This is a genomic window from Streptomyces sp. MMG1533, assembly GCF_001279775.1.
Classification (GTDB): domain Bacteria; phylum Actinomycetota; class Actinomycetes; order Streptomycetales; family Streptomycetaceae; genus Streptomyces.
In genome coordinates this window covers 40,472-62,802 of record NZ_LGDG01000246.1, presented here as the reverse complement: position 1 = coordinate 62,802, position 22,331 = coordinate 40,472, and the positions used below count along the sequence as shown (strand labels likewise).

Annotated in this window: 15 protein-coding genes; 11 read left to right on the top strand and 4 right to left on the bottom strand. The window is 70.3% G+C overall.

The features are described 5' to 3' along the window. The first annotated feature begins 55 nt into the window (after positions 1-55). Entirely contained in the window at positions 56-1,501 is a 1,446-nt protein-coding gene (locus tag ADK57_RS34250; protein ID WP_053753552.1) for an aldehyde dehydrogenase family protein, read from the top strand. Between the two features lie 119 nt (positions 1,502-1,620). Here ADK57_RS34250 and ADK57_RS34245 read toward each other — a convergent pair whose 3' ends face one another. After that, a complete protein-coding gene (locus ADK57_RS34245) occupies positions 1,621-4,476 on the bottom strand; it encodes a glycoside hydrolase family 3 C-terminal domain-containing protein (RefSeq protein ID WP_053753551.1) in 2,856 nt (951 codons plus the stop codon). A gap of 388 nt (positions 4,477-4,864) precedes the next feature. Between ADK57_RS34245 and ADK57_RS34240 the strand changes: the two genes are divergently transcribed. The 7 genes from ADK57_RS34240 (at position 4,865) to ADK57_RS34210 (ending at position 15,900) form a co-directional block, all read left to right on the top strand. Further along, positions 4,865-6,550, top strand: a complete 1,686-nt coding sequence (locus ADK57_RS34240) for an extracellular solute-binding protein (protein ID WP_053753550.1) — start codon at positions 4,865-4,867, stop codon at positions 6,548-6,550. 26 nt (positions 6,551-6,576) lie between these two features. Next, a complete protein-coding gene (locus tag ADK57_RS34235) occupies positions 6,577-7,608 on the top strand; it encodes an ABC transporter permease (protein WP_053753549.1) in 1,032 nt (343 codons plus the stop codon). Then, on the top strand, positions 7,605-8,567 hold the full coding sequence (locus ADK57_RS34230; RefSeq protein ID WP_053753548.1) for a carbohydrate ABC transporter permease: 963 nt from the start codon (positions 7,605-7,607) through the stop codon (positions 8,565-8,567). The genes ADK57_RS34235 and ADK57_RS34230 overlap by 4 nt, the downstream gene beginning before the upstream one ends. A gap of 156 nt (positions 8,568-8,723) precedes the next feature. Next, the gene (locus ADK57_RS34225) at positions 8,724-10,943 is read left to right on the top strand and encodes a 1,4-beta-glucanase (RefSeq protein WP_053753547.1); all 2,220 of its coding nucleotides are present in this window, start codon (positions 8,724-8,726) and stop codon (positions 10,941-10,943) included. Beyond that, positions 10,943-12,910, top strand: a complete 1,968-nt coding sequence (locus ADK57_RS34220; RefSeq protein ID WP_053753546.1) for a beta-galactosidase — start codon at positions 10,943-10,945, stop codon at positions 12,908-12,910. The genes ADK57_RS34225 and ADK57_RS34220 overlap by 1 nt, the downstream gene beginning before the upstream one ends. Further along, a complete protein-coding gene (locus ADK57_RS34215; protein WP_053753545.1) occupies positions 12,907-15,150 on the top strand; it encodes a glycosyl hydrolase family 95 catalytic domain-containing protein in 2,244 nt (747 codons plus the stop codon). The genes ADK57_RS34220 and ADK57_RS34215 overlap by 4 nt, the downstream gene beginning before the upstream one ends. Positions 15,151-15,186: 36 nt before the next feature. Beyond that, on the top strand, positions 15,187-15,900 hold the full coding sequence (locus tag ADK57_RS34210; RefSeq protein ID WP_053753544.1) for a glycoside hydrolase family 12 protein: 714 nt from the start codon (positions 15,187-15,189) through the stop codon (positions 15,898-15,900). Positions 15,901-15,974: 74 nt separating this feature from the next. On the opposite strand, the gene ADK57_RS34205 is transcribed toward ADK57_RS34210, so the two are convergent. Then, the gene (locus ADK57_RS34205) at positions 15,975-18,035 is read right to left on the bottom strand and encodes a TIM-barrel domain-containing protein (RefSeq protein WP_053753543.1); all 2,061 of its coding nucleotides are present in this window, start codon (positions 18,033-18,035) and stop codon (positions 15,975-15,977) included. A gap of 81 nt (positions 18,036-18,116) precedes the next feature. Beyond that, entirely contained in the window at positions 18,117-19,133 is a 1,017-nt protein-coding gene (locus ADK57_RS34200) for a LacI family DNA-binding transcriptional regulator (protein WP_053753542.1), read from the bottom strand. A gap of 499 nt (positions 19,134-19,632) precedes the next feature. On the opposite strand from ADK57_RS34200, the gene ADK57_RS34195 reads away from it, so the two are divergent. The 3 genes from ADK57_RS34195 to ADK57_RS34185 all read left to right on the top strand — a co-directional run bounded on the left by ADK57_RS34195 (position 19,633) and on the right by ADK57_RS34185 (position 21,803). Further along, the gene (locus ADK57_RS34195; RefSeq protein ID WP_053753541.1) at positions 19,633-20,142 is read left to right on the top strand and encodes a hypothetical protein; all 510 of its coding nucleotides are present in this window, start codon (positions 19,633-19,635) and stop codon (positions 20,140-20,142) included. A 24-nt stretch (positions 20,143-20,166) separates the two neighbouring features. After that, positions 20,167-20,976, top strand: coding sequence for a GH12 family glycosyl hydrolase domain-containing protein (locus tag ADK57_RS34190; protein WP_053753540.1), 810 nt, complete (start codon positions 20,167-20,169; stop codon positions 20,974-20,976). Positions 20,977-21,077: 101 nt separating this feature from the next. Next, complete coding sequence (locus ADK57_RS34185) at positions 21,078-21,803, top strand: CDP-alcohol phosphatidyltransferase family protein (protein WP_053753539.1); 726 nt, start codon at positions 21,078-21,080, stop codon at positions 21,801-21,803. Here the strand turns inward: ADK57_RS34185 and ADK57_RS34180 are convergent. After that, entirely contained in the window at positions 21,766-22,218 is a 453-nt protein-coding gene (locus ADK57_RS34180; protein ID WP_053753538.1) for an adenylyltransferase/cytidyltransferase family protein, read from the bottom strand. The two genes, ADK57_RS34185 and ADK57_RS34180, sit on opposite strands and share 38 nt — an antisense overlap. Positions 22,219-22,331 lie beyond the last annotated feature (113 nt).

Sequence of the window (22,331 nt, the reverse complement as noted above, 5' to 3'; positions counted from 1 at the left end):
CACCACTACGACTCGGACAAACGCCCTTCCCCCGCCCCGCCCCTACCGTCGACACATGACTTCCACCCACGCCTTCTGGCTCGCCGGCCGCCAGGCCACCGGCGAGGACAGCTTCGACGTCACCTCGCCCTGGGACGGTCGCCTTGTCGGCAAGGTCGCCGTGCCGGGCGACGCGCAGATCGAGGAGGCCGTGGCCGCCGCGTACGCCGTACGGGACGAGTTCGCGGCCACGCCCGCCCACGTCCGCGCCGCCGCCCTCGACCACGTCAGCAAGCGGCTGGTCGAGCGCACCGAGGAGATCGCGCAGCTCATCTCCGCGGAGAACGGCAAGCCGATCAAGTGGGCCCGAGGGGAAGTCGGCCGGGCCGTCTCCGTGTTCCGGTTCGCGGCCGAGGAGGCGCGGAGGTTCAACGGCGGTGAGGCGCAGCGCCTCGACACCGACGCCGGCGGCCAGGGCCGTCTCGCCCTCACCCGCCGCTTCCCGAAGGGTGTCGTGCTCGGCATCGCGCCGTTCAACTTCCCGCTGAACCTGTGCGCCCACAAGATCGCCCCCGCGATCGCCGCAGGGGCGCCGATCATTCTGAAGCCGGCGCCCGCCACCCCGCTCTCCGGTCTCGTCATCGGTGAGCTGCTCGCCGAGACCGAGCTGCCCGCCGGTTCGTGGAGCATCCTCCCGGTGCCCAACGACCGGATGCCCGCCCTCGTCCAGGACGAGCGCCTGCCGGTCATCTCCTTCACCGGTTCCGAGAAGGTCGGCTACGCGATCATGGAGTCGGTGCCGCGCAAGCACTGCACCCTGGAGCTGGGAGGCAACGGCGCCGCCGTGGTCCTCGGGGACTACGCCTTGGACGCCGACCTCGACTGGGCCGCCACCCGCATCGCCACCTTCTCCAACTACCAGGGCGGCCAGTCCTGCATCTCCGTCCAGCGGGTCATCGCGGACGCGTCCGTGTACGACCGTCTGCTGCCCCGCGTCGTGGCCGCCGTCGAGGCCCAGGTCACCGGCGACCCGTCCGACGACAAGACCGACGTCGGGCCGCTGGTCAGCGAGGACGCCGCCAAGCGGGTCGAGGCGTGGGTGCAGGAGGCCGTCGAAGCCGGGGCCCGGCTCCTCACCGGCGGCAAGCGCGACGGCGCCTCCTACGCGCCGACCGTCCTGACCGACGTACCGGCGAGCACCACCATCTTCTGCGAGGAGGTCTTCGGCCCCGTCCTCACCGTGCAGAAGGCCGACGGGGAGGCCGCTGCCTTCGCCGCCGTCAACGACTCCAAGTACGGCCTCCAGGCGGGCGTGTTCACGCACGACCTCCAGGTCGCCTTCCGCGCCCACCGCGCGCTCGAGGTCGGCGGTGTCGTCATCGGCGACGTGCCGTCCTACCGTGCCGACCAGATGCCGTACGGCGGTGCCAAGCAGTCGGGAGTGGGCCGCGAGGGCGTGAAGTTCGCGATGGACGACTACACGTACGAGCGGGTGCTGGTACTGACCGGGCTCGCCCTCTAGCTAATGGGAACCATTTTCAGCTAGGGTCGCGGTCATGCGGCTCACGCAGTCGCCGAAGGGGCCTGGCACCGATGCCTTCCGGTGCCAGGCCCCTTCTCTGCGTCGCCCCCTCCGGACCCTCAGCCGGAGAAGCCGACGTGCGCGAGCCGCAGTGGGCCGCGCAGTCCGAGGTGGACGTCGCGCACGCCCTCGGCGACGATCCCGGCGCCGAGCACGGTGTAGGCGTACGGGCCGGATTCGGACGCGTGGGACGTCAGGGTGGCGAGCACCGCACCGCCGTCGAGCGACAGCTCGACGACGCCCTCGCCGGCCACCGTGACGGTCACCTCCGTGGCACCGTCGCCGAAGTCGCAGTCCCGGTAGACCAGTTCACCGGCACGGCCTTGCGTCGCCGTCACCGCGTCGCCCGACTCCTTCGTGCGGTCGACGATCTCGACGCCGCTCTGGCGATCGAAGTCGGCCGCGTCCAGACCGCGTTCGAGCACGGGACGCGGGGCCGAGGGCTCGCCGTCCAGCAGTACGGTCGTACGAAGGCGGACGTCCTCGCTGGAGGCGCCGGCCAGCAGCTCGTACGGGCCCGGCTCCAGACGCCACCTGCCCTGGGTCACGTCCCAGAACTCGAAGGCGGACAAGGGGACTTCGAAGGCGAGCTCCGCCCGGCCGCCCGGCGCCAGCGTCACCCGGCGGTGCGCCAACAGCTCGCGGCGCGGGCGCGGGACCACCGAGTCCACGGCGCGGCTGTAGAGCTGGGCCACCTCGTCGGCCGTGACGTCGCCGGTGTTCGTGATCGTGAAGGAGACGTGGAGCGTCTCGCCCTCGATGCGGGAGCCGAGATCGCCGTACGAGAACGTCGCGTAGGACAGTCCGTGTCCGAACGGGAACAGCGGCGTGCCCTCGAAGTAGAGGTACGTCTGGCGGCTGCCGATCACGTCGTAGTCGAGCAGGCCGGGCAGGTCGGCGTCGTCGGCGTACCAGGTCTGCGGGAGGCGGCCGGCGGGGGAGACGTCGCCTGCCAGGACGCGGGCGAGGGCGGTGCCGGCCGCCTGGCCGCCGTGCGCCGTCCACAGCACCGCCGGGAGGTCGGCGGTGTCCACCGCGTAGGGGTAGGCGGAGGTCAGCGCCAGCACGGTGTTCGGGTTGGCGGCGCGGGCGGCGCGCAGCAGACGCTCCTGCTGGGCGGGCAGGCGCAGGGTCGTGCGGTCCTCGGTCTCGCGGCCGTTGATGTGCGGGTCGTTGCCGGCGACCACCAGGACCACGTCGGCCTCCGAGGTGACTCGGGTCACCGCGTCCTCGCCGCGTTCGACGATGATCAGCGTGAAGACTTCCGGGTCCGCCTCGAGTTCCGGATTCTCGTCGGCAACCTTTACTCCGTCGGCGCCGACAGAGACGTGGCGACCCGTACCGACGTGCCTGAGGAGGTGTCCGTCCCCATGCGGTTCCAGCCGGAACGTCTCCTGGACGACCCAACCTCCCGGCTGGTCGGCGGAGGCGCGTACGTAGCCGTCCTCGGCGACCGAGAGATAGCGGCCGTCGGGCGCGCGCAGGGTCAGCACGCCCTCCCCCCAGTCGACGAGCGCGAGCTCGGTGCCGGTCGTGTCCGCGGTGAGCGGGGGCAGGTCGGTGCGGCCGGCGAGCAGGGCGGGGTCGAGCGCGCCCTCGGCGCCGCGCACCTCGTCGGACAGCCCGTCGACGGAGGGCACCTGGAGGAACGTACCCCCGGAGGTCTTCAGCAGGACCCGGTCCACCCCCTCCACGAACTCCACCCGCTCCGCGCCGAACCGCTCGTACAGGCCCTCCAGCGGCGTCGAGCGGTGGATGAGCGTGCCGCTGTACCAGTCGAGCTTGCACTCGTCGGCGAGCAGGCCGACCACCGCGATCCGGGTGTCCGGGGCCAGCGGCAGCACGCCGTCGTTCCTGAGCAGGACGACGGCCTGCTCGGCGGCCTCCTGCGCGAGCGCGCGGTGCGCCGGGGTGTCGAAGTCCTTGGTGTCGGCATACGGGTCATAGCGCGGATCGAACTCGCCGAGCCGGAAGCGCACCGAGAGCTGGCGGCGGACCGCGGTGTCGATGTCGGCCTCGGTCAGCAGGCCCCGGTCCAGGGCCCCCTTGACGCGCGCGACGATCTGCGAACTGTCCGTGCCGTGGTCGGTGAAGCTGTCGACACCGGCGAGGACCGCGGCCGCGGTGGCCTCCTCGTGGGTGTCGAAGTAGTGCTCGGAATCGACCAGGTTGGTGGGCGCGCCCGCGTCCGAGCAGACCAGCAGGTCCTCGTCGGTCCAGGCGCGCAGATGCTCGCGCAGGTAGGGCGAGACGTGGTTGGGGCGGCCGTTGACCAGGTTGTACGCCGGCATCACCCCGGCCGTCGCGCCCGCCTCGACGGTCTCGCGGAAGGCGCGCAGGTCGTACTCGTGCAGCACCCGCGGGCGGACCGAGCTCGACGCGGTGGCCCGGTCCGTCTCGTTGTTGTGCGCCAGCCAGTGCTTGAGGACCGGCGCCGTGCGCCAGTACGTCGGATGGTCGCCGCGCAGGCCGTGTGTGTAGGCGGTGGCGATCGCCGAGGTGAGCTTCGGGTCCTCCGAGTAGCCCTCCTCGTTACGGCCCCACAGCGGGTGCCGGAGCAGGTTCACCGTCGGCGACCAGACGTTGAGGCCGACGCGGTCGTCGCGGGCGCGCATCGCGCGGGTCTCCTTCGACACCGCTTCACCGACCCGTCGTACGAGATCGGTGTTCCAGGTCGCGCCGAGACCCACGGCCTGGGGGAACACCGTGGCCGGGCCCATCCATGCCACACCGTGCAGGGCCTCCTGGCCGGTGCGGAACTCGGCGATGCCGAGACGCTCGACGGCGGGCGCGAACTGGTGCAGGAATCCGACCTTCTCGTCGAGGGTCAGCCGCGACAGCAGGTCGTCGATGCGCTTCGCGAACGGCAGGCGCGGGTCGCGGAAAGGCGTCGTAGGCGGCGTTTGTGCGGTCACGTGGGGATCCCCTTGCGATGGAGCGGCGAAGCGCTTTCGAAGCGCTTCGATGCTCATTCGATCCTGGGGTGGGTGTCAAGACACCCCAGGGCAACAACTCCGACTCCCGACCGACATTTCAAGTCGCGTATGAGGCCGGTTCGATCCTCCACACCTCGGAGGAATCTTGGGAACGACCCTTGTGCACCCTTGGGTGTTCACTTAACCTCGCAGCAACATCGAAGCGCTTCGACTACTTCGACTAGGAGGACTGCCGCCGGGACAGGCGCGCATTCCTCCGAGGACCCGAGGTTCCCTGAACCGCTTCAGCTCAGCCAGTTCCACACAAGACACCGCAGCCGACGGCTCCACCGCCGGGTGTCCTGGTGCGCCATGAAGGGTTGACGCAATGACGCCGAACGCCGCTTCCGCCTCCTCCGGGCCCAGCCGGAGAAGCTTCCTCGCCTCCACGGCGGTAGCCACCGCCGCGGTGGCCGGAGGAATGCCGCTGCTTGCCGCCTGCGGCGGCGGGCAGGAAGGGAGCAAGGACGGCACGACCTCCGGGAAGGCGGCCGAGAAGCTTCTCCCGACGTTCGTGGCGTCCAGCGTCGTCGTGCCGGACCTCCCCTCGAAGAACGGCTCGTCGGCCGGCTTCACCAAGGCGATCGACCTGGACGCCCTGAAGACCTCCGTGTCGAAGAAGCTCGGTAGCGGCGGCCCGCTGAAGATCATGGCGCCGATGTGGGGCAGCCCGCCGTCCAACGACAACCCGTACTACACGGCCATGAACGACGCCGTCGGCGTCAAGGTCACCTGGCAGAACCAGGACGGCAACACCTACGACGAGAAGCTGGGCGCCGTCCTCGCCTCCAGCGACATCCCGGACGTGGTGGTCGTCCCGGGCTGGAACCTGAACGGCAAGATACCCAGCGCCATCAACGCCAAGTTCGCCGACCTCGGCCCCTACCTGTCCGGCGACAAGGTCAAGGCCTACCCCAACCTCGCGGCCGTACCGACCGACGCCTGGCAGCGCTCCATCTTCGGTGGCCAGTTGCGCGCCATCCCGATGCCCGCCTCGTACGTCACGAACATCGTGCCCTTCTACCGCAAGGACATCTTCGAGGCGAAGGGCTACGAACTCCCCAAGACCCCCGACGAGTTCCTGGCCTGGGCGAAGGAGGCCACCGACGCCAAGGCGAAGGTGTGGGCCTGCGACGACCTGAAGTGGACCGCCTTCAACATCTACGGTGTCCTCAACGGCAGTGACAAGGCGTTGTGGTGGGACCTCAGGGACGGCAAGCTCGTCAACCGCATCGAGACCGACGAGTACCTCGAAGCCCTTGAGTGGATGCGCAAGCTCTACGCGGCCGACGTGGTCCACCCCGACGCCAAGGCCGTCAAGGGCGACGCGTCCAACCGCTTCACCGCCGGCCAGTCCCTCGTCTTCAACGGCGACATCTCCTACTGGTACGCCTCGACGGCCGAACAGCTCATCCAGAAGACCGACTTCGAGATGGGCGCGTTCGACATCTTCGGCCCCGACGGCGGCGACCCCACCCTGTGGGCGACCCAGCCCGCGGGCATCTTCACGTTCGTCAGCAAGAAGGCGTCCAAGCAGCAGATCAAGGACTTCCTGGCGCTCGCCAACTACTGCGCCGCGCCGTACGGCACCAAGGAGTACATGCTCACCGTCTACGGCGTAGAGGGCACCGACTACACGCTGAAGGACGGCATGCCCACGAAGACCACCAAGGGCAACAACGAGGTCTTCGGCGCCTACGACTACACCGGCGACCCGGCCTCCTACCTCGCCCATCCCGACCTCCCCGAGATCGCCAAGCTCCAGGTCGAGTGGCAGCAGCGCATGGGCGCCTTCACCAAGAAGTCCTCCTTCTACGGCCTGACCATCACCGAGCCCAACCGGTGGACCAACCTCGCCAACGACTTCGAGCAGCTGGAGGACGACGTCGTCCGCGGCCGCAAGAAGATCAGCGACGTCCAGCAGGCCGTGTCCGACTGGAAGGCCAAGGGCGGCGACGGGCTGCGCGACTGGTACAAGAAGCTGCTCGACGACAACGGCTCCGCGGCCAACTGACCCAGGGCTGAGGCAAGGAGAAAGCCGTGTCCCACAGCACGGTGCCTCGGACCAGGGCCGAGGCGAAGACCGACGAGAAGACGTCGGCGTCCGGCGCCGCCGTCGGCCCCCAGAGCGGGAAGCGCTCGGGAAAGCTGAGCCTCCGGCTCAGGTTCAGACGTGACCGCACGCTGATCCTGATGACCCTGCCGGCCATCCTGCTGCTCCTGGTCTTCAACTACATACCGATCTTCGGCAATGTGGTCGCGTTCCAGGACTACGACCCGTACCTCAGCGACAACGGCTTCGTCGCCATGTTCGAGAGCCCCTGGGTCGGCTTCGAGCAGTTCGAGCGGATCTTCCAGGACTCCGGCTTCTGGCACGCGGTGCAGAACACCTTCGTACTGTTCTCCCTCCAGCTCGTGCTGTTCTTCCCCATCCCGATCCTGCTCGCGCTGGTCATCAACAGCGTGATCAGGCCCCGGGTCCGGGCGGTCGCCCAGGCGATCATGTACCTGCCCCACTTCTTCTCATGGGTGCTGGTCGTCACCGTCTTCCAGCAGATCTTCGGTGGCGCCGGCATCATCGCGCAGACCCTTCGCCAGCACGGCTACGACGGCTTCGACCTGATGACCGACCCGGGGATCTTCAAGTTCCTGGTGACCGCCGAGGGCGTCTGGAAGGACGCCGGCTGGGGCATCATCGTCTTCCTTGCCGCGCTCTCCGCCGTCTCCAACGACCTGTACGAGGCCGCCGCGATGGACGGCGCCGGACGCTGGCGCCGCATGTGGCACATCACGCTTCCCGCACTGCGCCCGGTGATCGCCCTGCTGCTGGTGCTCCGCGTCGGTGACGCCCTCACGGTCGGGTTCGAGCAACTCCTTCTCCAACGCGACTCGGTGGGCCCAGGCGCCTCCGAGGTCCTCGACACCTACGTGTGGTGGAACGGCATTCGCAACCAGGACTTCAGCTACGCCGCGGCCGCCGGCCTGATCAAGGGCGTGGTCGGTCTGGCCCTCGTGCTGACCGCGAACAAGGTCGCCCATCTCATGGGTGAGCAGGGGGTGTACAAGAAGTGAGCGCCGTCATCGACAAGCCCGACAAGCCCGCGGCGCCCGCCCGGGCCGCGTCCAAGCCGAGTCTGTGGGCGGCCCCGGGGCGGCCGGCCTGGGAGGAAGAGCCCGCGAAGGCGGGTCTCGCCGGCAAGGGACTCGTGCTGACCCTGGCCTGCTTCGCGATCCTCTTCCCGCTGTGGATCGTCATCGTCACCAGTCTCTCGTCGAAGAAGACCATCGACGCGACCGGCGGTCTGGTGGTGATCCCCAAGGACATCACCTTCGTCGCCTACCAGGAACTCCTCAGCGGGGGACAGGTCCAGCGCGCGGCCCTGGTCAGCGTGGGCGTGACGTTGGTCGGCACGCTGTTCAGCATGACGGTGTCCGTCCTGTCCGCGTACGGCCTCTCGCGGCCCGGGTCCCTCGGACACCGCTGGTTCCTGATGCTGCTGCTCGCCACCATGTTCTTCGGCGCCGGTCTCATCCCGACGTACCTGCTGGTGCAGGGCCTCGGGCTGACCGACAGCTACCTAGCGCTGATCCTGCCCAGTGCCGTGAGCGTCTTCAACATCCTGGTCCTGCGCTCGTTCTTCATGGGCATCTCGCCGGAACTCATCGACAGCGCCCGCATCGACGGGGCCGGGGACTGGCGGATCCTCTGGAAGATCGTGATGCCTTTGTCGCGGGCGGTGCTCGCGGTGATCGCGCTGTTCTACGCGGTCGGGTACTGGAGCGCATGGTTCAATGCTTCGATCTATCTGAGCGACCAGGACATGATGCCGCTGCAGAACGTCATGATCCAGCTCGTCCAGAAGCAGGAACGGCCGGTCGGACTGGCCACCCAGATCAATACGGGGCAGCTCTCGCCGCTCGCCGTGCAGATGGCCGTGATGGTCCTGGCACTGGTGCCGGTTGCGGTGCTCTCACCGTTCGTCCAGCGGCACTTCAAGAAGGGCATGCTGACCGGCGCGGTCAAGGGCTGACGCCCGAGCGGGTGGCGTGAGTGGGAGCTTCTGTGGTCTTCCGGCTGCGGGCCTGTCGTGGCTGGTCGCGCCCACGCGGCGGAGCCGCACATCGTCACAGTCCCGCGCCCCCAGGTAGGTCTCCCCACTCCCCTTTTGCAGAACGAGGTATGTGTCATGCACGCGTCCAGCTTGAGCAGACGTGCCGTTCTCGCCGGGACCGCGGCCGCCGCCGCGCTCACCGCAGTCCCCGTGCTCCAGGGTCGTGCGTACGGCGCCGAATCCGCCGCCACCCCTACCTACCGCTGGCGCACCGCCGTCATCGGCGGCACCGGCTTCGTCACCGGCGTTCTCTTCCACCCCTCCGTCCGCGGTCTCGCCTACGCCCGTACCGACATCGGCGGCGCCTACCGCTGGGACGACCGGGCCGCCCGCTGGACCCCGCTGACCGATCACCTCGGCTGGGACGACTGGAACCTCCTCGGCGTGGAGGCGATCGCCGTCGACCCCGCGCACCCCGACCGTCTCTACCTCGCCCTCGGGACCTACGCCCAGTCCTGGGCCTCCAACGGAGCCGTCCTGCGCTCCGAGGACCGGGGCGCGACCTGGGCCCGCGCCGACCTCACCGTGAAGCTCGGCGCCAACGAGGACGGCCGGGGCGCGGGGGAGCGGCTCCTCGTCGATCCGCGCGACAGTGACACCCTCTGGCTGGGGACCAGGCACGACGGGCTGCTCAAGTCCACCGACCGGGGCGCCACGTGGGCCGCCGCGACCGGGTTCCCGGGCACCCCGAGCGCCACCGGGCAGGGCGTCACCCTCCTCGTCGCCGCCGGCCGCACGCTCTACGCCGGCTGGGGCGACTCGGACGGGACCTCCGCCGCGGCGAACCTGTACCGCACCGGCGACGGCACCACCTGGGAGGCCGTCCCCGGACAACCCTCCGGCACCGCAGCCAAGGTCCCGATCCGCGCCGCGTACGACAAGAACACCCGCGAGCTGTACGTGACGTACGCCAACGCGCCCGGCCCCAACGGCCAGTCCGACGGCAGTGTGCACAAGCTGCGCACCACGGACGGGAAGTGGACCGAGGTCACGCCGGTGAAGCCGGGCGGGACCACGAGTGACGGGTCCGCCGACACCTTCGGCTACGGCGGCGTCGCCGTCGACGCCTGTCGCCCCGGCACCGTCGTCGTCTCCACCAACAACCGCTGGGCGGCGGTCGACACCCTGTACCGGACCACCGACGGCGGCCGTATCTGGACGTCGCTGAAGGACGCCGCCGCCTTCGACGTGTCCGAGACTCCCTTCCTCAAGTGGGGCGGTGACCAGCCCAAGTTCGGCTGGTGGATCCAGGCGGTCGGCGTCGACCCGTACGACTCGAAGCACGTCGTCTACGGCACCGGCGCCACCCTCTACGGCACCCGGGACCTGAAGAACTGGGCCCCGCAGATCCGCGGTCTGGAGGAGACGGCCGTGCGCCAGCTGATCTCGCCCCCGGTCGGGGAGGCGCATCTCCTCAGCGGGCTCGGGGACATCGGCGTGATGTACCACGAGCGGCTCACCGCGTCTCCGTCGCGCGGCATGGCGTCGAACCCCGTGTTCGGGTCGGCGACGGGACTCGCGCAGGCCGCGACGAGACCGGCGTACGTGGTCCGCGCGGGCTGGGGCGACAACGGCAACGGCGCCTACTCCAACGACGGCGGGCAGACCTGGGCGCCCTTCAAGGCCCAGCCCGCCATCGCCAAGGACGCGCCGGGACCGATCGCCACCAACGCCGACGGCAGCGTGGTGCTGTGGTCCTTCGTGCACTGGGACGGCACGAAGTACCCGGCCCACCGCTCGGCGGACAACGGTGCCACCTGGACCGAGGTCTCCTCCTTCCCGAAGGGCGCCACGCCGGTCGCCGACCCGGCCGACCCGGCGCTCTTCTACGCATACGACACCGACACGGGAACGCTACTGGCCAGCACTGACAGTGGCCTCTCCTTCACAGCGCGTGCGACCGGGCTGCCCTCGGGGGACAGTCAGTTCAAGCTCGTCGCGGCGCCCGGCCGGTCCGGTGACCTGTGGCTCTCCGTGAAATGGAACGGGCTCTACCGGTCCACCGACGGCGGGGCCACCTTCTCGAAGGTCGACAGTTGCTGGGCGTCGTACACCCTCGGCTTCGGCAAGGCCGCCGACGGGGCCGACTACCCGGCGATCTACCAGGTCGGCTCCACCGAGACCATCACCGCCGTCTACCGCTCCGACGACGGCGCGAAGACCTGGGTGCGGATCAACGACGACGCCCACCAGTGGGGCTGGACCGGCGAGGTCATCGTCGGCGACCCGCGGATCCACGGTCGCGTCTACCTCGCCACCAACGGGCGCGGCATCCAGTACGGGGAGCCCGTCTGATGCCAGGGCTGGACGACGCGACCCGCGGCCGCATCCTCTACGGCGGCGACTACAACCCCGAGCAGTGGCCCGAGGAGACCTGGCTCGACGACGTCCGCCTGATGAAGGACGCCCGCGTCAACTCGGTCACCCTCGGCGTCTTCTCCTGGGCGAAGCTCGAACCCCGCCCGGGAGAAAGGGACTTCGGCTGGCTTGACCGGCTGATGGACCTGATGCACGACAACGGCATCGGGGTCGTCCTCGCCACGCCCACCGCCTCGCCCCCGCCCTGGATGGGCCACCTCCACCCCGACACCCTGCCCGTCGACCAGGACGGCCGTACCGAGTGGTGGGGCGGCCGTCAGCACTTCTCGCACTCCAGCGCCGCCTACCGCCACTACGCCGCCGCCATCACCGGGGACCTCGCCGCCCGCTACGGCGGCCACCCGGCCCTCACCATGTGGCACATCAACAACGAGTACTGCACGTACGACTGGAGCGACGAGGCCGCCGCCCGCTTCCGCGGCTGGCTCCAGGACAGGTACGGCACCCTCGACGCCCTCAACGAGGCCTGGGGCACCGCCTTCTGGAGCCAGGGCTACGGCGACTGGGCGGAGATCCACACGCCCCGCCACGCCCACTACCTGAAGAACCCCGGCCAGGTGCTGGACTTCAAGCGGTTCACGTCCGACATGTTGTTGGAGTGCTACGTCGCCGAGCGGGACCTCGTCCGCCGGGCCACCCCGCACATCCCGGTCACCACCAACTTCATGCCGCTGTGGATCGGCCAGGACGCCTGGCGCTGGGCCGAGGAGGAGGACGTCGTCTCGGTCGACCTCTACCCCGACCCGCGCGACCCCTTCGGCGCCCAGAACGGCGCCCTCGTCCAGGACATGACCCGCTCCCAGGCCCGCGGCCCCTGGATGCTGATGGAGCAGGCGGCCGGACCGGTCAACTGGCGGGGCGTCAACCACCCCAAGCCGCGTGGCCTCAACCGCCTCTGGTCCCTCCAGGCCGTGGCGCGAGGGGCCGACGCCGTCTGCTACTTCCAGTGGCGCCAGTCCCGGCAGGGCGCGGAGAAGTTCCACTCCGGGATGGTCAGCCACGCGGGGGAGGAGGGGCGGACGTACCAGGAGGTCAAGCAGCTCGGTGCCGAACTCGCCCGAATCGGCGAGGAGGTGACGGACAGTCACACTCCCAACGACATCGCCGTCCTGCACGACTGGCACGCCTGGTGGGCCGGCGCCCAGGACGGCCGACTGTCCACGCAGGTCGACCACCCCGACCTCGTGAAAGCCTGGCACCGCGCCCTCTGGGAAGCACACCTCGCCACCGACTTCGCCCACCCCGAGCACGATCTGAGCGCGTACAAGCTCGTCGTCGTCCCCCAGCTCTACGCCCTCACCGACGCGGCGATCGAGAACCTCCTCGCGTACGTCCGCGGCGGCGGCACCCTCGTCTCCGGCTTCCTGACCGGCGTCGCCGACGAGGACGACCGGGTACGGGCCGGCGGCATGGACGGCCGGCTGCGTGAGCTGTTCGGCATCCGCACGCTGCACGAGTGGTGGCCGCTGGACGCGGGCGAGTACGTCGAGTGCGACGCCTTCCGCGGCACCCTGTGGTCGGAGGAGATCGAGAAGTCCGAGGCGGGCGAGGTCGAGGCCGCGTACAAGGGCGGGGAGCTCGACGGACTGCCGGCCGTGCTCCGCAAGGGGCGTGCCTGGTACGTCTCGACGCTCCCCGAGCCGGACGCGATGCGCGACCTGCTCGCCCGGATCGCCGTCGGCGCCGGAGCCCGACCCGTGCTCGACGCCCTCCCCGCCGGGGTCGAGGCGGTCCGCCGCGGTGATCTGCTCTTCGTCCTCAACCACGGGCGCGAGTCGGTGACGGTCGAGGTGCCGGGCGCCCACCGCGACCTGCTGACGGGGGCGACCGTCCAGGACGAGCTCACCCTCGGCCGCTACGGAGTGGCGGTGCTGAAGCCGTGAGCCCCGGTCCCGTCCACGGCACCTGGGAGCCGCGGCCCGCCGCCCGCTGGGAGGACGCCTTCCTGAGCGGCAACGGCCACCACGGCGCCATGGTGTTCGGCGATCCGAACGACGAGCAGATCGTCGTCACCCACCACACCCTCGTCCGCCCGAACGGCGGCGAGCACTCCCGTCCACCCGAGCTCGCCGCCCAACTACCCGCACTCCAGGACCGGTTGCTCGCCGGAGAGCCGGCCGCGGCCGAGTCCTTCACCGACGGCCGCCCCCTCCAGTGGGTGCAGCCCTTCCACCCGGCCTTTCAGGTACGGCTTCGGAGACCGTCCACAGAAACCCACCACTACCGCCGGTCCGTCGACTTCGCCACCGGCGTCGCGACCGCCGAGTGCGAGGGCTGGAGCAGCCGCGTCTTCGTCTCCCGCGCCGACGACGTCGTCGTCCAGCAGGTCACCACCCCCGACCTGGACATCGCACTCGACCACCGGCTCCCGGGCGCGCCCCACGACCTCGCCGTCGGCCACGGCGCCGTCCTCACCTCCGAGGGCGCCCTGTTCACCCTGCGCGTCCGCTACCCCGGCAGCGACCGCGCCTACACCGGCGTGATGCTGGTCGTGGTCACCGGCGGCCTGACCACCCTCACACCCCCCGGCCTGCGCATCACCGGCGCCGAGTCCGTGCTGCTGCTCACCCGCGTCCTGCGCCACACAGGCGCCCCGGACGGCCCGGACGGCCCGGGCGCCCCGGGCGCCCCGGGCGGCGACGACCCGGACGCCCTCGTCCAGGCCCGCGCCCTCGGTGACCTGATACCGGACGACGAGGACCCGTACGCCCGCCTCCTGGACCGCCACACGGCACTGCACCGCACGGCCTACGAGCGCGTGACCCTCGATCTCGGAGCGGACCCCGCCGAACGCGGCCTGTCCGGCTCGGAGTTGCTGACCCGCCCCGACAGCCCCGCCCTCCTGGAACGCCTCTTCGCCGCCGGCCGCTACCACCTGCTCTCGGCCAGCGGGCTGCTCCCGCCCCGCCTCGTCGGCCTGTGGACCGGCGACTGGAACACGGCCTGGGCGGGCGCGTTCACCAACGATGCCAACCTCAACCTCCAGACCTCGTCCGCCGCGGCCGCCGCGCTCCCCGAGGTCACCGAAGCCCACGCCTTGCTGATCCATCGTCAGCTGGACGACTGGGCCGACAACGCCCGCGCGATCTTCGGGGCCCGGGGTGTGGTCGCCCCGCCCCACAGCGACGGAGAGTCCGGGCTGACCTATCACTTCAGCCGCGAATACCCGCTCCACCTGTGGACCGCCGGCGCCGACTGGCTGCTCAAACCGCTCGTCGACCACGACGAGACCCGTGGCGAACGCGACCCGCGCACCGCCCACGCCCTCGCCCAGGTCGCCCTGTTCTACGAGGACTTCCTCACCCGCACCGACGACGACGGCCACGTGGTCGTCGTCCCCTCCTACTCGCCCGAGAACCGCCCGGCGAACGCGAGCTGGGGCGCGATCAACGCGGCCATGGACCTCTCGGCGGCCCGTCACGCCCTCCGCACCGCCGCCGCATACAACCCCGACCGGGCGGAAGCCCGGCGTGCCCTCGCCGACCGGCTCCCGCCCCACCGGATCAACGCCGACGGCGCGCTCGCCGAGTGGGCCTGGCCCGGTCTCGACGACACCTACGACCACCGCCACCTCAGCCACCTCTACGGTGTCTGGCCGCTCGACGAGATCAACCCGTACGACACCCCGGACCTCGCGGCAGCCGCGTACCGGGCCCTCGAACTGCGCGGCGCCGAGAACGACTCCGCGCACGGCCATCTGCACCACGCCCTGATCGCGGCCCGTCTGCGCGACGGCGAACGGGTCGCGCACGCCCTCGGCCAGGTGCTCAAGGGGGACTTCTTCCACGCGTCCCTGATGAGCGCGCACTACCCGAACCGCAACGTCTACAACGCGGACGCGGCGCACACCCTGCCCGCCGTGCTCGTCGAGATGCTGGTGCAGTCGACGCCGGACCGGCTGGTCCTGCTGCCCGCGCTGCCGACGGCCTACCCGACGGGCCGACTCCTGGGCATCCGCACCCGGTTCGGGGCGGAGCTCGACCTGACCTGGAACCAGCACGAAGCGACCGCGGTGATCCGCCCCACGCGCACGCACCGCGTCGAACTCCGGACTTCCTCCGGCGCCGAGCCGCTCGACCTCGTCGCCGGAGAAGACCACGTCCTCGCTCTCGGGGCGTGGTAACCCCCGCATTTCCCCCCACCCATGGAAGGGACACCCATGGCAACACGCACCATCGGCAGGATCAGCAAGGCCCTGCTGGCCCCGGCCCTCGCGCTCGGCGCCACCATCGGCCTCGCCTCCGCCCCCGCCTCCGCCGCCGTCTGGAACTCCTGCGACCAGTGGGGCAACACCAGCCTCAACGGCTACACGCTCTACAACAACATCTGGGGCTCCGGCGCCGGCAGCCAGTGCATCTGGGCCAACTCCGGCACCAACTGGGGGGTCTGGGCCAACCACCCCAACACCGGCGGCATCAAGTCCTACCCCAACTCCAAGAAGGTGATCAACAAGTCGATCACCTCGCTGGGCTCGCTCTCCAGCAGCTACAACGTCTCGGTCCCGTCGTCCGGCGCGTACAACACGTCGTACGACATCTGGGACACGGACTACGACTACGAGATCATGCTCTGGGTCAACAAGACCGGAGCCGTGGGCCCGCTCGGCACCTCGCAGGGCAACGTGACGCTCGGCGGCCACACCTGGACCGTCTACAAGGGCACCAACGGCGCCAACGAGGTGTTCTCGTTCATTCGCACCTCCAACTCCAGCTCCGGCACCGTGAACATCCTGCCGATCCTGAAGTGGATCAAGGACACCAAGGGCTGGATGGGCAACGAGACCATTGGTGACGTCCAGTTCGGCTTCGAGATCACGTCCTCGTCCGGCGGCCTGGACTTCGCCGCCAACAACCTGACGGTCAGCAGCAGCTGAGCCGCATGAGCACATGAACGTGCGGCCGGTCCCTCCCCTACGGGACCGGCCGCACGTTCCTGTGTGTGACGCGGCTACTCCGCTACAGGCAGCCGCGCCCCGTCCCGCAGGAACAGCGGGATGCGGTCCAGCGGGGCGTCGACCGTCACGGCCGTACCGCCCTCGTACGTCTCACCGGTCCACGCGTCCGTCCAGGTCGCGCCCGCCGGGAGATACGTCGTGCGGGCCGTCGCGCCCGCGGTGAGCACCGGGGCGACCAGCAGGTCCCCGCCGAAGAGATAGGCGTCGTCCACCGACCAGGTCGCCTGGTCGTCGGGGAACTCCAGGAACAGCGGGCGCATGACCGGCAGGCCCTCCTCGTGGGCCTCGCGCATCACCTTGAGGATGTACGGCTTGAGACGCTCGCGCAGTCGCAGGTACTGCTCCAGGACCGCGCCGGCCGCCTCGCCGTACGACCACACCTCGTTGGGGCCGCCCGTCATGTCCGGGCCCAGCGGCATGCCCGGGTCACGGAAGCCGTGCAGGCGCATCAGCGGGGACAGCGCACCGAACTGGAACCAGCGGACCATCACCTCGCGGTACGCCGGGTCGTCCGGGTCGCCGCCGTGGAAGCCGCCGATGTCGGTGTTCCACCACGGGATGCCCGACAGGGCGGTGTTCAGGCCGGCCGCGATCTGGCTGCGCAGGGTCGCGAAGTCGGTGCCGATGTCACCCGACCACAGGGCGGCGCCGTAGCGCTGACTGCCCGCCCACGCCGAGCGGTTGAGGGTGACGATCTCTTCCTCGCCGGACGCGCGCAGGCCTTCGTAGAAGGTGCGGGAGTTCTCGGCCGGGTAGCTGTTGCCGACCTCCAGGCCGGGGCCGGCCCAGTAGCGCAGGTTCTCCTGGAAGCCCGGCTTCAGCTCCGGCTCGCAGGCGTCAAGCCAGAAGGCGGTGATGCCGTACCGCTCCAGGTAGTTCTGCTTCACCCGCGACCAGACGAAGTCGCGGGCCTCGGGGTTGGTGGCGTCGTAGAAGGAGACCTGGACGGTGGAGGCGACCTCCTTGTCCGGCCAGTCGGCGTGGGCCATCGGACCGTACTGGGTGCCGATGAAGTAGCCGCGCTGCTCCATGAGCTGGTGGTTCTCGGAGAGGGGGGACACCGACGGCCAGACGGACACCACCAGCTTGATGCCCAGCTCCTCGAGTTCGCGGACCATCGCCGCGGGGTCCGGCCACTCCTTCAGGTCGAACTTCCAGTCGCCCAGGTGCGTCCAGTGGAAGAAGTCGCAGACGATGACGTCGATGGGCAGGCCCCGGCGCTTGTACTCCCGTGCCACGGAGAGGAGTTCGTCCTGGGTCCGGTAGCGCAGCTTGCACTGCCAGAAGCCCGCCGCCCATTCCGGCAGCATCGGCGTACGGCCGGTGACCGCGCTGTAGTGGCGCTGGGCGTCCGCCGGGGCGCCCGCGGTGATCCAGTAGTCGATCTGGCGGGCCGAGTCCGCCACCCAGCGGGTGCCGTTGCCGGCCAGCTCCACGCGGCCGATCGCCGGGTTGTTCCACAGCAGGGTGTAGCCGCGGCTGGAGGTCAGGACCGGGATGCCGACCTCGGCGTTGCGCTGGATCAGGTCCAGGACCAGGCCCTTCTGGTCCAGCCGGCCGTGCTGGTGCTGGCCGAGGCCGTACAGCTTCTCGTCGTCGTAGGCGGCGAAGCGCTGCTCCAGGCGGTGGTAGCCGTTGCCGACCGCGGTGTACAGGCGCGGGCCCGGCCACCAGAAGTGGGCGCGCGCTTCGGACAGGAGCTCCGAACCGTCGTCCGTCCGCAGGAAGCGGATCAGCCCCTCGGCGTTGACCTCGACGGTCAGCGAGCCGACGGTCAGCGCCCCCTGCCCGCCCTCGATCTTGACGGTGGACTCGGTGGCGGGCGGCTGGTCGAGCAGCGCACCCGGCAGCCCGTCGAGGACAGGACCGCCCAGCCGGGCACGGACCCGGACCGCGTCCGGCCCCCACGGCTCGATGCGTACGGTCTCCTGGCGGCCGCTCCACTCCAGCGCGCCGTCCCGCTCGCGGAAGGTGCCGACGGTGGGTGACGACTGCGCGAGGCCGACCTGGGGCTGGTCCCCGGCCGGGGGCTGGGTTTCGGCAGGCTGATTCACGTGGGGTGCTCCTTGAAGGAGGGCAGACACGGCGGTGCCCTGGCGGGGCGCGGCGTACGAGGGAAGGAGGGAGGGGGAAGGTCAGGAGGCGACGGCCGGGGCCGGCCCCGTACTCGTCCGTACCGTCAGCTCGGGGGCGATCAGCACGACTTCGTCGCTCCCGTGGCCGTCGAGCTTGGCGACCAGACGCTCCACGGCGTGCCGGCCCATCTCCTGCGCGGGGATGGCGACCGACGTCAGCCGCACCGAGGCCTGGACGGCGACCTGGTCGGGACAGATCGCGACCACCGACACGTCCTCGGGCACGGCCCGGCCCTGCTGGCGCAGCAGGGCGAGCAGCGGCTCGACCGCCGACTCGTTCTGTACGACGAACCCGGTGGTGCCCGGGCGCTCGTCGAGGACCCGGGCGAGGGTCACGGCCATGGCGTCGTACCCGCCCTCGCACGCCCGGTGCAGCAGTCGCACGCCCAACTCCTGTGCGCGGGACCGCAGTCCGTCGAGGGTGCGCTCGGCGAAGCCGGTGTGCCGTTCGTAGACGGCCGGGGCCTCGCCTATGACAGCGATGTCGCGATGGCCCAGTTTCGCGAGGTGCTCCACGCACAGCGCGCCCGTCGCCCTGAAGTCCAGGTCGACACAGGTCAGTCCGGAGGTGTCGGCGGGCAGCCCGATCAGCACGGACGGCTGGTCGGTGCCGCGCAGCAGCGGCAGCCGCTCGTCGTCGAGTTCGACGTCCATCAGGATCATCGCGTCGGCGAGCCCGCTGCCGGTGACGCGGCGTACGGCGTCGGGGCCCTCCTCGCCGGTGAGCAGCAGTACGTCGTAGCCGTGTGTGCGGGCCGTGGTGGCCACCGCGATGGCGATCTCCATCATCACCGGCACGTACATGTCGGTGCGCAGCGGGATCATCAGCGCGATGATGTTCGACTTGCTGCTGGCCAGGGCGCGGGCGCCGGCGTTCGGGTGGTAGCCGAGCTCGCGGATGCTCTGCTCGACCCGCTGCCGGGTGGCCCCGGAGATGGACCGCTTGCCGCTGAGGACATAGCTCACCGTGCTCGCCGAGACTCCGGCGTGCTGGGCGACCTCGGCGAGGGTGACCATCCAGCTCTCCAAGCTTTGTGAAGCGCTTCGACAGTGCGCGTTTCGAATAAGGGCGGGTGAGGGTGGTTCGACAGTAGCTCCACCGGGGGTGGGTGTCCATAGGTCGTCGAAGCGCTTCGACAGAGACTTGCGGAGGGGAGGTGTGCGGAGGTGGGTCCGCCGGTGACCGGCTCGCTCCGGCTCGGTCTTTCGGCTCGGTTTTCCGGGGTGCCGGTTCCTGCCTACCACGACCCGCCGTGCGGGGCCATGAAGCGGGGGCGGGCGAGCCCGCCCGGTGGATCGGTGCGTACCGCGTCGTCGCGACGCTCGGCGAGGGCGGGAGGGGCGCCGTGCACCTGGGACGGGACGCGCGCGGGCGGCCGGCGGCCGTGAAGGCGCTGCGCGGCGAGCCGAAGGACGACGAGTCGATGGTGCGGCGCTTCCGACGCTCGGCGGAGGCGGCTTCAGCGGTGCGAGGCCCTGGGGTGGCTCCCGTGGTGCGCGGTCCGCGGTCGCTCCCGTGCCGGGGTACGACCTCGGCGGCCCCGTGCCGTGGATCGCCGCCGCGTATCCGGCGGGGCCGACTCCCGACGAGGCGGTGACGGAGTACGGCGTGTTCGCGGAGGCCGGTGCGCGGGCGCTGCCGACCGAGCCGGACCGGGCCGTCGCCGTGATCCACGAGGCCGGACTGGCCTGCCGGGGGTGGCCCGACCCGGCCGGGGCTGACCCGACCCGGCCGGGGCTGACCCCGGCCACGCCGGGCCACACGCCCCAGGAACAGACACCGGCCGCCGCGCGGGGCCACCGGCCGACGTCTTCACGCCGTATGCGGTGCTCGCGTCCGCCTGCACCGGGCGGGGACCGGCTCGGGGACACACTCGGAGGTCGACCACGTCAAGCTTCGGAGGCCGACCACGTCAAGCTGCTGTCCGACGGCCGCACCCTGTACGTCTGCGCGGCACCCAATTGCGCGCCCCCCGCCGAGCCGACGGCAACCTTTCGCGGGCGGGCGGCCACTGACAGGACGTAGCAGGAACCGCCCGGAAGGACCCCCATGCAGCACCGTCGTCCCCGCCTGTCCAAGAAGGCGCAGATCCTCACCGCCGCCACGGTCGCCCTCGCGGCCGCGGCCGGCATCACCGTCGCCCAGGCGGACGAGTCGAACAAGAAGTGCGCGGCCTTCGACACGATCACGCTCGGCAAGTACTACGTGAACAACAACCTCTGGAACCAGGAGAAGGCCACCGGCACCCAGTGTGTCTGGGACAACTCCCAGTCGGGCTCCACCATTTCCTGGGGCACGAGCTACAGCCTGGCCAACAGCAGCACCGGCACCGACTCCGACGTGAAGTCGTACGCCAGTACCGTGCTCGGCTGGCACTGGGGCTGGAAGGTCGACAAGGCGTCCACCGGGCTGCCGATCCGCGTCGGTGACCGCAAGCCGGTGAAGACCACCTGGGAGTTCTCCCTCAACTCCACGCCCGGCACCATGAACGTCGCCTACGACCTGTGGCTGCACACCAAGAACACCGCCGACTGGCAGGACCAGCCCACCGACGAGATCATGATCTGGCTCAACCGGCAGGGCGGCGCCGGCCCGCTCGGCACCAAGTACGGCAGCGTCAGCCTCGGCGGCGCGATGTGGGACATCTACCAGGGCGACATCGGCTGGAAGGTCTACTCCTTCGTCCGCCGCACCAACACCACCAAGGCCTCGTTGAACCTGGACGACTTCACCCAGGCCCTGGTCCGCCGCCAGCTGCTGAGCAACGACAAGTACGTCTCGGGCATCGAGTCCGGCACCGAGGTCTTCAAGGGGACAGGACGGCTGGACACCAAGTCGTATTCCGTCAACATCGGTTAGGCGTCCTCGAACACCCGCCCACCCCCGTGCACCCCGTGTCATCATTGCGTTCACCGTGGCGCCGGGGGCGGTGCAGCAGCACGGGGACACGAGGGGGGCTCGTGGGGACTCTGACGGCGTTGCGCGGTGCGCAGAAGTCGGCGAAGGGGGTGTCGCTCTACTCGCGGTACGTGAACCGGCCGGCCGGCCGGGTGCTCGCGGCGGGGGCGTACCGAGTGGGGCTGACGCCCAATCAAGTCACCTTGGTGAGCGCCGCGTTCACCTTCGCCGGCATCGCGGCCGTGGCACTCGTACGGCCGTCCTGGCCGCTGGCGCTCGCGGTGTACGCCGCTCTGGCGGTGGGCTTCGCCTTCGACTCGGCCGACGGGCAGCTCGCGCGGCTCACCGGGAAGGGCGGACCCGCGGGCGAATGGCTCGACCATGTCGTGGACTGCGCGAAGATGGTCGCGCTGCACGCGGCGGTGCTGATCGCCTTCTACCGGTTCTTCGAACTCCCCGGCGACGGCTGGCTGTTGCTGCCACTGGGCTTTCAGCTCGCGGCCGTGCTCACCTTCTGCGCGGGACTGCTGACCGAGCAGCTCAAGCGTGCCAGGCCCACGGAGAACACCGCGGGGAACACCCCGGCGGCTCCGCCCTCCCGGCTGCGGGCCATCGCCCTGCTGCCGGTGGACTACGGGGTGTTCTGCCTGGTGTTCCTCACACTGGGAGCACCCGGCGTGTTCCGGGCGGCCTACGCCGCCCTCGCCGTCGTGCACGCACTGTTCCTCGTCGCGTTCCTCGGCAAGTGGTTCAGGGAGCTGTCAGCGCTTCCCCGGATCCCGGCGTGACCAGCGCGTCCAGCGCCCTGCCCAGCAGGGTGCTGGACGTGTGCACGGTGTACGGGAAGTAGACGACCTCGACGCCGACGGTCGCGAAGTCGCGCTCGAGCCTGCGGCCCTTCTCGGTGCCCCGCCAGTCGTCGCCCTTGAAGATCACGTCGAAGCGGACCTGCTGCCAGGTCTCCAGCTTGTCGGGGACGGTCTCCACGAACGCGGCGTCCACGTGCCGGACGCTGCGCACGATCTCCAGGCGCTCCGGCAGCGGGATCACCGGCCTGCGGCCCTTCGCGAGCTCGGCCATCTCGTCCGAGACCACTCCGGCGACCAGGTAGTCGCACTGGCTGCGGGCGTGCCGAAGGATGTTGAGGTGGCCGATGTGGAACAGGTCGTAGACGCCGGGCGCGTAGCCGACACGATGAACCATGCGTTCTCCCCCCACGGTGAACGTCGACCCGTCAGCACGGATCGATGGTCCAACGACCTTACTGTGAAGTCCATCTGGAGATCGGGTGAACAGTTAAGGTGGTCGAGGATCGC

What these genes read in the sequence shown, in the direction of transcription:
- ADK57_RS34250 (WP_053753552.1), top strand. Translation starts at nt 56, where the DNA reads ATGACTTCCACCCACGCCTTCTGGCTCGCCGGCCGCCAGGCCACCGGC.
- ADK57_RS34240 (WP_053753550.1), top strand. Translation starts at nt 4,865, where the DNA reads ATGACGCCGAACGCCGCTTCCGCCTCCTCCGGGCCCAGCCGGAGAAGC.
- ADK57_RS34225 (WP_053753547.1), top strand. Translation starts at nt 8,724, where the DNA reads ATGCACGCGTCCAGCTTGAGCAGACGTGCCGTTCTCGCCGGGACCGCG.
- ADK57_RS34220 (WP_053753546.1), top strand. Translation starts at nt 10,943, where the DNA reads ATGCCAGGGCTGGACGACGCGACCCGCGGCCGCATCCTCTACGGCGGC.
- ADK57_RS34210 (WP_053753544.1), top strand. Translation starts at nt 15,187, where the DNA reads ATGGCAACACGCACCATCGGCAGGATCAGCAAGGCCCTGCTGGCCCCG.
- ADK57_RS34200 (WP_053753542.1), bottom strand. Translation starts at nt 19,133, where the DNA reads ATGGTCACCCTCGCCGAGGTCGCCCAGCACGCCGGAGTCTCGGCGAGC.
- ADK57_RS34190 (WP_053753540.1), top strand. Translation starts at nt 20,167, where the DNA reads ATGCAGCACCGTCGTCCCCGCCTGTCCAAGAAGGCGCAGATCCTCACC.
- ADK57_RS34180 (WP_053753538.1), bottom strand. Translation starts at nt 22,218, where the DNA reads ATGGTTCATCGTGTCGGCTACGCGCCCGGCGTCTACGACCTGTTCCAC.